This is a genomic window from Paraburkholderia sp. EG287B, assembly GCF_040965595.1.
Lineage (GTDB): Bacteria > Pseudomonadota > Gammaproteobacteria > Burkholderiales > Burkholderiaceae > Paraburkholderia.
Genome location: NZ_JBFRCG010000011.1, coordinates 105,761 through 119,170, shown reverse-complemented (window position 1 = coordinate 119,170; position 13,410 = coordinate 105,761). Strand labels below are relative to the sequence as shown.

Here is a 13,410-nt window from a genome sequence, read left to right as displayed (position 1 = left end):
AGCGCTTTCCCCGTCCGCCACCCGCGCCGAACCCGCCAGGCGGTCAACCCACTCACCCCGGCCCGCAACGGCGAGCCGCATGAACGCCGCGCTGATCGCGTTCGCGCTCACGGCGCTTAGCTACGAACTCATCGGCTTGCCGCTGTTGCTGGACGCAGCGGGCGGCCCGACGCTCGCGCTGCTGGCGACACTCGCGCCCGTCGTGCTCGCCACGCCGATCCACTGGGGCCTCATTCATGAAGGCATCCACGGCCAACTGGCGCGCGACCGGCGCGTGAACGAGTGGCTCGCCCGCGCGCTCTCGATCGGTCTGGCGATGCCGTTCGACGCCGTGCGTTTCGGACACCTGATGCATCACCGCTTCACGCGCGAGCCGTTCGACCGGCCCGATGTGCACGACACGCACGGCGCGAGCGGCCCGCGCTGGCGTCGTCGCGTGGCGTACTACGGGCGGTTGATGGGTGGTCTCTACCTCGCCGAATTGCTGCTGCCGCTGCTGGCGTTCGTGCCGGCGCGGCTCGCGCGTGCCGTCATCGAGCGCGGCGTGGGCGCGCATGGCCGCGAAGGCGTGCAGGTGCAGCGGCTCTTCGCGAACCACGCCACCGATCCCGTGAGGCGCCGCCGTGCGCGGCGCGACTGGCTTGCGTCGCTCGCCCTCTATGCCGCTTCGTTCGCGCTCTACGGCAAGGCCTGGCCCGTGCTGCTCGTGGCGATGTACCTGCGCGGACTGTGGCTTTCGCTTGCCGACAACCTGCCGCACTACGGCGTTGCGCTCGACGAACCGGGCCGCGCGCGGGATTTTCGCGTGCCGCGCGCTTTGGGCGTGCTGCTGATGAACCACCATCTGCATCGCCAGCATCATCTGCATCCGACGCTGCCGTGGACGGCGCTGCCCGCGCTCGTGCACGCCGAAGACGCTGCAGGCGCGCCTGCGCGCGCGGGCTATCTGGCCGCTGCGTTGCGTCAGTTCAAGGGCTTGCAGCCGGGTATCGATCCCGGCTGAGAGGGGGGAGTGCGAGCGAATGGCGCGCGTGCGCGCCAGCCGCGGCGCTTCGAGCCGCGAGGATGCCGCATCAATGCTTCGTCACTTCACGGGCCGTCGCATCGCAAGCCGCCGTGCGTACGAAGCGTGCGGCAAACGTCCGCTACATTAGCGCCGGCAGCGTCTCGACAAGTGCAACGGCCGCGAGTACGCCGATCAGCGCGCCGATCACGCGCAGCGTGTTGTGTCTGAATTCCGTTGCGCACGGCACTGCGCCAAGAAAGAGCGCGCCAGCGAGGGCCATCGGGATGATCATCACGAAATCGCCGATCGTGAAATAACCTTCCATGCTTGTCTCCTGTCGATCCGGAGTTAGTGCTTCAGCATTGACTCCGGTCCCATGCAGGGATTGCGTATCGTATGGGCGACGATGGCTCGCAGTGGTTGTCTTTCTCGTCGCCATGCAAATGGCATGACGCTGCGGCCCCGGGCCTGCAATCGAGTATAGGTGAGGGCGGCGGCGCGTGTGCGCGCCGTCAGACTCCCCGTGAAGCAGATGCCGCGCCGCAAAAGCCCGCCAGATGCGGCGCTGCGCTGCGGTGCGAGGCACACGGCCCGCAAATCGCGAGTCGTCTGAATATTACGGACGCCTTTCGATTGCCGTCGCGCGCAGCACACAAAGTCGCGAGTGCGCAGTTTGCATGCCGCGCGGGCGGCTTCGCGGGCTCAGGCCGCTCCGGCTCGCTCGCGCCCGCGCAGCGTGAGCGCCAGTGCGAGGCCCACGACCAGCAGCACGATCACGAGGCCGGCCACGCCGCCCCAGCCCGCGCCGGCCCAGAAGTGTCCGCCGATCGACCCCATCACGCTCGAGCCGACGTAATAGGCGAGCAGGTAAAGCGCGGCGGCCTGGCCTTTCGCTTCGCGCGCGAGCCGGCCGACCCAGCCGCTCGCCACCGCGTGTCCCGCGAAGAAGCCGATGGTCAGGCACGCGATGCCCGCCGCAATCGCGGTGAGCGGTGCGAACAGCGTGAGCACGACGCCCGTGAGCATCAGCGCGAGACTGGCGATCAGCACGCGGCCGCGCCCGAAGGTGTCGGCCATGCGGCCCGACCACGGCGAGGCGACCACGCCGGTCAGGTAGACGAGGAAAATCGCGCCGATGGCCGCCTGGCTCATGTGATAGGGCGCCGCGATCAACCGGTAGCCGATGTAGTTGTAGAGCGTGACGAAGCTGCCCATCAGCACGAAGCCCATCACGAACAGCATCGGCAGGCCCGGCCGCGCGAAATGGCGCAGCAGCGCCGCGCGGTGATGCGCGAAGCCGAGGCCGCTCTTCGGCACGAAGTGGCGCGAGGGCGGCAGCAGCGAGCGGAACGCGAACATGGAGGCGAGCCCGAGCACGCCGATCACGGCCACGGCCGCGCGCCAGCCGAACAGGTCGGTGACGATGCCCGTGATCACGCGCCCCGCCATGCCGCCGATCGCCGTGCCACCCACGTAGAGTCCCATCGACAGGCCGAGGCCGTCCGGGTGCATTTCCTCGGCGAGCCAGGCCATGGCCACGGCGGGCACGCCGCCGAGCGCGATGCCGAGGAGCGTGCGCAGCACGAGCATCTCATGCCAGTGCGGCACGAAGGCGCTGGCGAGCGTGAGCAGCGACGAGGCGCACAGCGACGCGGTCATCATGCCGCGCCGGCTCCAGCCTTCGGAGACGAAGCCCGCGACGAAGATCGCGATGGCGAGCGCGGCCGTGGTGAACGAGAGCGAGAGGCTGCTCTGCGCGGGGCTCACGCCGAAGGTTTGGGAGAACGCGGGCAGGAGCGGCTGCACGCAGTAGAGAAGCGAAAAGGTGGCGTAGCCGGCGAACAGCAGCGCGAGGCTTGCGCGCCAGAATTCGGGAGTGCCGCGTTCGATGTACGGAACGGCGGAGGGCGCGGAAGTGCGCGGGGCGCCCGGTGATGCAGTCACGACAGGATCTCCAGCAAGATTGCAAAGGCGCAACGATACGCCTGTTGAGCAAATGGCGTGGTCGAGCACCGCAGGCCGGGTGCCCGGCGCAACCGCGCGGCCGCTCAGCCCGGAGCGCGCGAGGCGCCCGGCTGCGCGCTGCGAGCGGCGTTCGGCGAAGCGCCTTGCGGCCCGCTGGCGGGCTGCGCTTTTTGCGCGTCGTCCGGGTGGACCAGCGCCGCATCGCCCGGTAAATCCGCCGCGCTCCAGCCGCCGCCGAGCGCCTTCACGAGCGCGACGCTCGCCGCCATGCGCCGGCGCGAGATCGCCACGGCCTGGCGTTCGTTGGTGAGCGCCGTGGTTTGCGCGACCACCACGTCGAGATAGGTGATCGCGCCGCCCAGATAGCGATTGTTGATGGTGACGAGCGTGCGCTGCGCGGCATCCACCGCGCGGTCCTGGGCGGTCGCCTCCTGCGCCAGCACGCGTAGCGCCGCGAGGTTGTTCTCGACCTCGCCGAAGGCGTCGAGCACCGTCTGGCGATACTGCGCGACGTTCTCGTCATACTGCGCGCGCGCTTCGTTGCGCACCGCCTCGCGCCCGCCGAAGTCGATCAGCGTGCCAGCGAGCGTCGGCCCGAGCGACCAGAAGCGCGCGGGCGCGACGAGCCACTGGCTGAAGTTGGTCGCCTCCAGTCCACCCGTGACCGCGAGCATGAGGTTCGGGAAGAACGCCGCCGTCGCCACGCCCACCTGCGCGTTCGCGGCGGCGACGCGGCGCTCGGCTGCCGCGATGTCGGGACGCCGTTCGAGCAGCGTCGACGGCACGCCCGGCGGGCTCGCGATCGCGCGCACCGCGTAAGCCTCCTTCGGTGCGGCAGCGAGCGTGAACGTGGAAGGCGACTGTCCGATCAGAATCGCGATGGCGTGCTCGAGCTGCGCGCGCTGCACGCCGAGATCGATCGCCTGCGCCACGGTGGTCTGCAACTGCGTTTGCGCCTGGCCCACATCGGCGTCGGTGGCGATGCCGCCCGCGTAGCGGTTCTGCGTGAGTTCGAGCGACTCGCGATAGGCCTTGATGGTGTCGTCGAGCAGTTGCCGTTCGCGGTCGACGCCGCGCAACTCGAAGTAGTCGGTCGCGAGTTCGGCCTGCATGGAGAGCAGCACGGCCTGCATGTCGGCGGCGCTCGCCTGTGCGTTCGCCTTGGCGGCCTCGACGTTGCGCGCGACGCGTCCCCAGATGTCGGGCTCCCAGGTGGCGTCGATGCCCACGGAGTAGTCGTTGATCGTCTGACCGGCTTTCGACGTGTACAGGAGATTCTGCGAGGTGCGGTAGCGCGAAAAGTCGCCGCTCGCCGTCACGAGCGGGAAAAAGCTCGAGCGCTGCTGCGCGACGTTCGCGCGCGCCGCGCGAAAGTGCGCCTGCGCGGCCTGCACGTTCTGGTTCGCGCTCTCGACCTGGGCTTCGAGTGCGTCGAGCTGGGCGTCCTCGTAGATCGTCCACCACGCGCCGCGCGACGCGCTGTCAGCGGGCTGTGCAATCGTCCAGCCCGTGCCTTCGAGTTCCCTGAAGGTTGCGGCCACGGGCATCGCCGGGCGCACGTAGTCGGGGCCCACCTTGCAGCCGCCGAGCGCCGCAAGCATGGCCAACGCGAACAGTCGAATCCGCGCGGGCTTCATCATTCGCCCTGCGCCCGCGCGCTGTTGCCCATGTTCCTGCCAGCACCGCTCGCGCCATGCGCCGCACCGGCCTCGTGCTCGCCGTGCGGCTGCACGATGCGCACCGGCGTGCCGTCGACGATCGCGTCCTGCGGATTGACGATCACGCGCTCGTCGCCCGTGAGCCCGGCCGCCACTGCCACGCGCGTGCCGAAGTCGGTGCCGAGCGTGACCTTCACGAGCTTCACGCGATCCTGCGCATCGACGGTCGCCACCTTCACGCCGTCGGGGCGGAACAGGAAGGCGTTGCCGGGCAGCGTGATCGGCGTGGCCGAGCCGTCGAGCGCGAAGTGGACCTGCGCGTAGGCGCCGGGCAGCAGCTCGCCGCTGCGGTTGTCCACATCGACTTCGACCAGCATGGTGCGCTGCTGTGCGTCGACGGCGCCCGCCGTGCGCGCGACGATGCCGGGAAAGTGCTTGCCCTGCTCCTCGTTGAGCGTGAGATACGCATGCTGCTGCACGCGGATCTGCTGTGCGTAAGCCTGCGGCACGTTCGCGTACACGCGCAGACGGTCGGCTTGCGCAAGATGGAACAGCTCCTTTTGCGACGTGCCGCCGTTGCCCGCGTCGATGAGCGCGCCCACGTCCACGTTGCGCGCGGTGACGATGCCGTCGAAGGGGGCCGTCACGCGTTCGTACGACTGTAGCTGCGAGAGCCGCGAGACGTTGAAGCGCGCGGAATCGAGCGTGGCCTTTTTTGCGAGCATGTCGCCGACTTTTTCGTCGGTGTCCTGTTTCGCCACCGAGCGCGTTTGCAGCATCTGCGTCCAGCGGTCGGCCGTGGTTTTCGCGAGCGCGTAGTTCGCTTCGGCGTTGGCGAGATCGGCGCGCGCGGCGCGCAACTGGTCGTCCACTTCGGGCGCGTCGATTTCGGCGAGCAGCTGGCCCGCCTTCACGTGCGCGCCGATGTCGAAGTACCACTTGCGCAGATAACCGCTCGTGCGTGCGTAGATCGGCGTGTCGAGAAAGGCCTGCACGTTGCCGGGCAGCACGAGGTCGAGCGCGCGCGCCGAGCGCTGCGGCGTGACGACCTGCACGGTCAGGGTGCTCGCGGATTTCGCCTCGCGTTCGAGCGCCGCGTGTGCGCTATGGCGCGACCAGATGCCCTGCGCCGCGAGGCCGAGCACGACGAGCGCGGCGAGCACGATGGGCCAGCGCCGCGATTGATGAGGACGAGGCGGCTCTTGCGGCGACGGCGTTTGCGAATGAGTCGTCATGACAGGGGTTTCATGATTTGGGCACCACGTTTTCACTGGCGCGCTGGCGGCGCTCGCCGAGCTTGCGGTAGATGAGCGAGAACACCACCGGGACGAAGATCAGCGTGGCGAGCGTGCCCACCGCGAGGCCGCCGATCACGGCGCGCCCGAGCGGTGCGTTCTGCTCGCCGCCTTCGCCAAGGCCGATGGCCATCGGCACCATGCCAATCACCATGGCGAGCGCGGTCATGAGCACCGGGCGAAAGCGCGTGTAGCCCGCTTCGATCGCGGCGCGCGCCGCGTCGCCGTGCAGGCGCAACTGCTCGCGCGCAAAGCTGATGACGAGAATGGAGTTCGCCGTGGCGATTCCGATACACATGATCGCGCCCGTGAGCGCGGGAATGGACAGCGTGGTGTGCGTGAGGAACAGCATCCAGACAATGCCCGCGAGCGCGCCCGGCAGCGCCGTGATGATGATGAACGGATCGAGCCACGACTGGAAGTTCACGACGATCAGCAGATACACGAGCACGATGGCGAAGATGAGCCCGCCGAACAGTCCGGAGAACGAATCGTTCATCGTCTGGACCTGGCCGCGTAGCTTGATGTTCGACGTCTTCGGCAGTTCGCTGCGCGTCTCATCGATGATCTTCGCGATGTCGTCGGAAACGGCGCCCAGGTCGCGCCCGTCGGCGGTGCCGTAAATGTCGATGGTGGTCTGCGCGTTGTAGTGCGTGACCACGGCGTCGCCCGAGATGCGCTGCATGCTCGCGAGTGAGCCGAGTATGTTGCTGCGCCCGTTCGCGGTGAGTGGAATGTTGGCGAGCGACTGCAGCGAATCGATCGTGTATTGCGGGGCTTCGGTGACGACGTTGTAGCTCACGCCGTTGATCGGATTGAGCCAGAACGTGGGCGTGGTCTGCTGGCTGCCCGAGAGCGTGATGAGCAGGTCGCTCGCCACATCCTTCTGCGTGAAGCCCGCCTGCTGCGCGCGCGTGCGGTCCACGTCAATGAAGATGCGCGGCAGGTCCGCGGGCTGCTGGATGCGCGCGTCGGCGAAACCGGGCACGCCGCGCAGCCGCGCGAGCAGCTTCGCCGCGAACGCGCGGTTGCCGGCCACGTCGCGGCCCACGATCTGCACATCGATGGGCGAGGGCATGCCGAAGTTCAGCGTCTGGCTCACGATATCGGCGGGCAGGAAGGCGAACTGCACGCCGGGGAATTCGTCGTTGAGCGTGCGCCGCAAGAGGCGCACGTAACCGGCGGTGGGGTGATGGTCCTCGTTCAGCGAGATCAGTACGTCGGCGTCGGACGTGCCGATGGTGCCCGTGTTGCTGTACGAGAGGTTGATGCCCGAGACCGGCAGGCCGATGTTGTCGATGATCGAATGCAGCTCGCCCGGCGCAATCAGCGTGCGCACGCGCTTGTCGATACGGTCGACGAGCACGGCGGTTTCCTCGACGCGCATGCCGGTTTTCGCGCGCACGTGCAGCGCGATGGTGCCCGCATCGACCTGCGGAAAGAAGTCGCGTCCGAGGAACGGCATGAGCAGCAGCGACGCGCCACAGCAGGCGAGAAACGCCACCACGAACCACACGGGATGCTTCACGCGCGCAGTGAGAAAACCGCGATAGCGCTCGCGCAGGCCCTCGAAGCCGCGCTCGAACGCGAGGTGCACGCGCATGAACGGATTGCGCGTCGCGCCATGCGCATGATGCAGGTCGGCGGGCTTGTGATGATGGCGCATCAGGTACTTCGCGAGCGTGGGCACGAGCGTACGCGAGAAGAAGTACGACGCCAGCATCGCGAACACCACGGCTTCCGCGAGTGGAATGAAGAGGTAGTGCGCCACGCCCGTGAGCAGGAACATCGGCACGAACACGATGCAGATGGAGAGCGTGGAGACGAGCGTAGGAATGGCGATCTGATGCGCGCCGTCGAGAATCGCCTGCTCCAGCGTCTTGCCTTGCTCGAGTTGCTGGCTGATGTTCTCGATCGCGACCGTTGCGTCGTCAACCAGAATGCCGACCGCAAGCGCGAGCCCGCCCAGCGTCATGATGTTGATGGTCTCGCCGAGCGCCGCGAGCACGATGACCGAGGTGATCATCGACAGCGGAATCGAGATCGCGATGATGAGCGTGGCGCGCCAGTTGCCGAGGAACAGCAGGATCATGAGCGCCGTGAGCGCCGCGGCGATCAGCGCTTCGCGCAGCACGCCCTGCACGGAGGCGCGCACGAACAGCGACTGGTCGGCGACCGGATCGATATTGAGCGACGGCGGCACGAGATTGCGCAGCGTCGGCATCATCTCCTTGATGCGGTCCACGATCTCGAGCGTCGACGTGTTGCCGCTCTTGTTGATGGTGAGAAGCGACGCGCGCTGGCCGTCCACGCGCACGATATTGGTTTGCGGCACGTAGCCGTCGCGCACGTGCGCCACGTCGCGGATGTAGATCGTGCCGCTCGCCGTGGTTTTCACGGGAATGTCGTTCAGGCCCGCTAAGCTGTCGGGGCTTGCATTCATCGTCACCGAATATTCGGTCGCGCCGATTTTCGCCGTGCCCGAGGGCAGGATGAGGTTCTGCGCGCTGATCGCATTCACCACGTCCATGGGCGAGAGATTGTGCTGCTGCAGTGCGCGCTGGTTGATGTCGACCATGATCTGCCGCTGCTTGCCGCCATAGGGCAGCGGCGCGGAGGCGCCCGGCACGGTCGCGAGCTGCGTCTTCAGGAAGTTGTTGCCGTAGTCGAACAGCTCCTGCTCGGTCAGCTGCGGCGAAGAAAGCGACAGGCGCAGGATCGGCACCGTCGAGGCGTTGTAGCGCAGGATGAACGGCGGCTGGATGCCGGGCGGCAGCGAGCGCAGCTGCGCCTGTGACAGCGCCGTGACTTCGGCGAGCGCTTCCTGGATATTGGCATGCGGCTGGAAGAAGATCTTCACGACCGCGATGCCGTTCAGCGACGTCGATTCGGTGTGCTCGATATCGTTCACCGCCACGGAAAGGCCGCGCTCGTAGTTGAGCACGATGCGCTTTTCCATCTCGTCGGCGGGCAGACCCGTGTAGGTCCAGATCACCGAGAGCACCGGAATGTCGATGTTCGGGAAGATATCCGTGGGCGTGCGCAGGATCGTCAGCGGCCCGACAATCAAAAGCAGCAACGCGAGCACGACGAACGTGTACGGGCGCTTGAGCGCGAGTCGAACGATCCACATGGAACGGCGGGTTCCTTCGCTGGTGGCGGAGTCTGGCTCGCGCAGCTGGTCTGGCCGCGGTGGCGAGCGTTCAGGTTATCGGTATCGTGGCCGGCTGTTGTGGCGCGCGTGAGGTCTTTGCCTGTGCTGCGCCGGGCCTTTGTGGTGCACGGTTGGCACAGGACTATAGCGCCAGTCCCCTGCATCAGCGTACTTTTTCAGGGACTGCCCTGGCAAGGTCGCGAGGAATGGGGTTTACCATCTATTACAGTCAGGTTTTCGTAAGATGCGTGAGCGAAGCGGGGCGGGGCTTTTGGCGGCACAGGGCGCCGTCTGCCCGCCGCCGTTGATACCCCCCCCTATTTTTTCGCTTTGCTCACGCGCTCAAACAGGCAACAATGGGGATGCCAAGGGTCCGGCCGTGCTTAAGCGCGCGGCGCGAGCGGGTCGCCCGAGGCGGGTTTGGATGCGCGCGCAACTGATGGTGCGCATCGGTTTTTTTGTCAGCATGCCGACCGGTCTTCCTTCGAGGGAGCCGGCGAAGGTAGCGAGGTAACGGGGAAACATCATGCAAATCGGTTCTATCGTCCGTACCGTTCATATCGCCGTGCCCCAGGGCGCACGCGGCATCGTGATGCGCATTCTCGGCGACATGGCGATGGTGACGTGGTATGCCGGGGAGCCTGGCTCGTCGGCGCAGCTCAATACCGAGCCCTTTTTTCTCGAAGATCTGATCGATACGGGCGAGCACGTCATGCCCGCCGGCGCGCAGATCCACTGAGTCTGGGCCGTGTCACAGGTTGACGAGGCGCGTTGCGTCCCGTCGCAGGGTCGTGCGCCGCGTTTGTGTTGATCGTGTCTGGCGCGTGCACCGCGCGCTCGCCGGCACTGCCCGCAAGAGGCACAATTGCGGGTATGAATTACGATCCTTCTCCCGTCCCGGGCGGGCCTTCCGGTCCCGGCGAGTCCAGCCAACCGGGCCATCCCGGCGACCAGGCCGCGCCCTACGCGCGCCTCACACCCGAATGCGTGCTCGACGCCGTCGACGGCGTGCTGATCCCGGCCGAGCGCCGCACGGACGGCCGCATGCTCGCGCTCAACAGCTACGAGAACCGCGTCTACCAGGTGGGCGTGGAAGACGGGCCGCCGCTCGTCGCCAAGTTCTATCGCCCCGGGCGCTGGAGCGACGAGGCGATCCTCGAAGAGCACGCCTTCGTCGCCGAACTCGCCGCGCGCGAGATTCCGGCCGTGCCTGCGCTCGCCTTCGAAGGGCGCACGCTGCACGAGTTCGAGGGGTTTCGCTTCTCGCTGTTCGAGCGGCGCGGCGGCCGCGCGCCTGATCTCGACCGCAGCGACACGCTCGAGTGGCTCGGCCGCTTCATCGGCCGCATTCACGCCGTGGGCGCGACCCGGCCGTACGAGGCGCGCCCCACGCTCGACATTCAGTCCTACGGCTACGAGCCACGCACGTATCTGCTCGAACACGGCTTCGTGCCAGAGGACGTGCGCGAAGCGTGGCAGGCCGCGGTGACGCTCGCGCTCGAAGGCGTGGAGGCGGCCTTCGAGCGTGCGGGCGACTTGCGGTCGTTGCGCCTGCACGGCGATTGCCATCCGAGCAACGTGCTCTGGACCGACGCCGGCCCGCATTTCGTGGACTTCGACGACAGCCGCATGGGTCCCGCTATCCAGGATTTGTGGCTGCTTTTGCCCGGCGATCGCGCAGGCGCTTCGCGTGCGATGGCGGATTTGCTCGCCGGTTACGAGGACTTCTGCGAATTCGAGCCGCGCGAGCTGCACCTCGTCGAAGCGCTGCGCACGCTGCGTCTCATCCACTACTCGGCCTGGCTTGCGCGCCGCTGGCACGATCCCGCGTTTCCGGCCGCCTTCCCGTGGTTCAACACGCAGCGCTACTGGGAAGAGCGCATTCTCGAACTGCGCGAGCAGATCGGCGCGATGCAGGAAGGACCGCTCTGGCCCGTGTGAACGTCGTGCACCGGCTCACTGCGCGCTCGCCGGACTATCCGGCGCCGCGCCTTGGGCCGACGGCTTGACGATCAACTGCGCGCGCAGGTCGCGCGCCATCGTCTCGAACGCGGGGCGCATCTGCGCGAAATCGTCGGCGCTGCAGACGTCGCTCGCGAAATGCGTTTGACCCATACGCGTGACGCGCAGCACATTCGCCTGCGGGTCGAGCGCGTACTGCGAACTGAAGTCGATGAAACGGTTGTCGGCGTGCTGCGGCATGGGCACGTCGAGTACGTGCATGCCCGGCGGCAACACGATGCGCGTGCGCTCGGTCACCACCACGTTGCGGCACATGAAGGGCTGCGTGCGCCGCGATTCGCCGAGCCAGTAGCGCAGATTCGCGTCGAGCCCGCCCACGAAGCTCGTGAGCGTGGGCACGGGCGTGGTCATTTCCGGGTCGACGAAGCCGTCGAAGGTGCCCGTGAGCGTGAGCACGAGCGGACCCGCGGTGGCGTCGAGCGGGCTTGACGCGAGCGTGGCGTTGCCGCGCAGGTTGGCGTTGCGCAGCTCCCATTGCAGCGACTCCTCGCGCTGCGCGGGCGTTTGCAGGCGCAGCACGCTGCGCGTCTGTTCGGCGGACCAGCCCTCCGATTGCAAGCGGTAGATGAAGCGCGCCGAGCCGTCGGGCGCGACCGTGATGTCGAGATCACTCTCGCGCGTGGTCGTGGCCGTGGCGGGCGTGCGGACCTGCGTGCCGTCGCCGGCGAGCACGGCCTCGCGGTCCATGTCCGTCGACGGCAAATAGCCGAACTCGATGTTGCTCGCCGTGGAATCCGCGAACATCTGCAGATCGGGCAGCCAGGTGATGACGTGATTGATCACGCCGAAGCCCGGCACGCTCGGCAGCGTGTAGACCGTGCCGCTGTTCACGAGCGCCGGCGTGCTGCGGATGCCAACGGCCCCGAGCAGCGCGCCGTAGAGTGCGACGTGGTCCTTGCAATCGCCGTAGCGGTTCGCGAGCACGTCGGTTACGTGGTGCGGCACGATCTCGCCGCGCCCGATATTCATCGCCACGTAGCGGATGTTGCGGCGCACCCAGTCATAGAGCGTTTGCGCTTTGGCGCGCGGCGTGTCGTCGTGCGCCGTGAGCGTCTGCGCAAGGCGCACGATGGCCGGATCGCGCACGGTGGGATCCATCGCCGCCTCGCGATACACCTTCGCGAAGGCCGCGTAGTCGGGAAAGGTGGACACCATCAGCCGGTCGCCGTAGCTCACGTAGGCGACCGAGCCATATTCGAGGCGCTCGAAGTTCGACTTGTCGTAGCGGTACTCGTAGCGCGTGCGGCCGTTCACCGTGGCGGGCGGCAGCACGGTGAAGCCGCGCGCGTCGGCGTAGAGCGGCACTTTCGAGGGCAGGTCGTAGATCACGCGGAAGTGGTGCGTGGGCGCGAGATCGGGTGGCGTGAAGTCGCTGAACCAGCCGGGCACGAGCGGCACGCGCTGGATCTTGCGCCACGTGAGATGCACGCGCGCGCCCGGCTCCACGGCGGGGAATACGATCACCTTGTCCTGCACGTCCTGGAACATCGGGGCGTCGAACGAACGCACTTCCTGCACGTCGCGGATCTGCTCGGGGCGCACGTCGTGACGCCCGCCCTGGGCGTCCTCGGTCCACGCTTCGAGCACCTCCACGTGGGCCATTTCGCGGTTGAACCACACGTAATACTGGCCCGCGCGCGCAATGCCGGCCTCTGTGTTCACGCGTAGCGTGAGCGAGTCGAGCTTGGTGTACGAGCCGTCCGCATTGACGGTGAAGGTCTGCGTTTCCGCTTCGTTGGTGTAGGGCGCCTGTGCGGCGCTGCCTGCCGGATTCAGCGCGCTCGCTTCGAGCGGCACCGGAGTGAGCTGCGCCACACCCGGGCGCAGGTCGGCGGCGAAGGTTCCCGTGGCGGGGCCGAGCACGGCTAGGCAAAGAGCGAGAGCGAGGCGCATGGGGGGCTCGGCAGGTGGCGGGTCGCGGATGGGCGCTACTTCTGCCACTTAAAAGTCATGCAAGGCGCTTGTCAAGCGGATGGCCCGCACACAGCCCGCTGGGGGGCCCTGTATCGAGCATTGAGTCTAATGCTGGGCCGCGCAACCACATGCCCGTCTGCGGCGCCCTGCGCGGCGTCATTGGGCGTCCCCGCCGGTTTGCTGCGCACGCAACAATCGAGGCAGCGCGGCGGCGCGCGGGCCGTTGTATGGCATATGTATGTTTACCTCATATTGCCAAGGAGGCGGTTGGGGACTAAGGTTCGTGCAGCCGTCAAGCGGCAATTAAGTGTTCTATGCGTTTGCGCATATAAAGAGCACGAAAGACCACGCCTACCAACAGCCATTTTGGATGGGACCAGAGCGAGCGCTTACCCC

At 67.4% G+C, this 13,410-nt stretch carries 9 protein-coding genes; 3 read left to right on the top strand and 6 right to left on the bottom strand.

The annotated features are described in order from the left end of the window. Positions 1-79: 79 nt before the first annotated feature. The gene (locus tag AB4Y40_RS21070) at positions 80-1,003 is read left to right on the top strand and encodes a fatty acid desaturase (protein WP_368689426.1); all 924 of its coding nucleotides are present in this window, start codon (positions 80-82) and stop codon (positions 1,001-1,003) included. 142 nt (positions 1,004-1,145) lie between these two features. On the opposite strand, the gene AB4Y40_RS21065 is transcribed toward AB4Y40_RS21070, so the two are convergent. The 5 genes from AB4Y40_RS21065 to AB4Y40_RS21045 all read right to left on the bottom strand — a co-directional run bounded on the left by AB4Y40_RS21065 (position 1,146) and on the right by AB4Y40_RS21045 (position 9,057). After that, complete coding sequence (locus AB4Y40_RS21065) at positions 1,146-1,331, bottom strand: hypothetical protein (protein WP_028203177.1); 186 nt, start codon at positions 1,329-1,331, stop codon at positions 1,146-1,148. Positions 1,332-1,708: 377 nt separating this feature from the next. Continuing rightward, complete coding sequence (locus AB4Y40_RS21060) at positions 1,709-2,950, bottom strand: MFS transporter (RefSeq protein WP_368689425.1); 1,242 nt, start codon at positions 2,948-2,950, stop codon at positions 1,709-1,711. A 104-nt stretch (positions 2,951-3,054) separates the two neighbouring features. After that, entirely contained in the window at positions 3,055-4,608 is a 1,554-nt protein-coding gene (locus AB4Y40_RS21055) for an efflux transporter outer membrane subunit (RefSeq protein ID WP_368689578.1), read from the bottom strand. Beyond that, positions 4,608-5,864, bottom strand: coding sequence for an efflux RND transporter periplasmic adaptor subunit (locus AB4Y40_RS21050; RefSeq protein WP_368689424.1), 1,257 nt, complete (start codon positions 5,862-5,864; stop codon positions 4,608-4,610). The genes AB4Y40_RS21055 and AB4Y40_RS21050 overlap by 1 nt, the downstream gene beginning before the upstream one ends. Positions 5,865-5,874: 10 nt before the next feature. After that, positions 5,875-9,057, bottom strand: coding sequence for an efflux RND transporter permease subunit (locus AB4Y40_RS21045; protein WP_368689423.1), 3,183 nt, complete (start codon positions 9,055-9,057; stop codon positions 5,875-5,877). A 547-nt stretch (positions 9,058-9,604) separates the two neighbouring features. On the opposite strand from AB4Y40_RS21045, the gene AB4Y40_RS21040 reads away from it, so the two are divergent. Next, positions 9,605-9,817, top strand: coding sequence for a hypothetical protein (locus tag AB4Y40_RS21040; RefSeq protein ID WP_133188265.1), 213 nt, complete (start codon positions 9,605-9,607; stop codon positions 9,815-9,817). 134 nt (positions 9,818-9,951) lie between these two features. Continuing rightward, entirely contained in the window at positions 9,952-11,019 is a 1,068-nt protein-coding gene (locus tag AB4Y40_RS21035; protein ID WP_368689422.1) for a serine/threonine protein kinase, read from the top strand. Positions 11,020-11,034: 15 nt separating this feature from the next. Here AB4Y40_RS21035 and AB4Y40_RS21030 read toward each other — a convergent pair whose 3' ends face one another. Beyond that, a complete protein-coding gene (locus AB4Y40_RS21030) occupies positions 11,035-12,993 on the bottom strand; it encodes a DUF3857 domain-containing transglutaminase family protein (RefSeq protein WP_368689421.1) in 1,959 nt (652 codons plus the stop codon). Positions 12,994-13,410 lie beyond the last annotated feature (417 nt).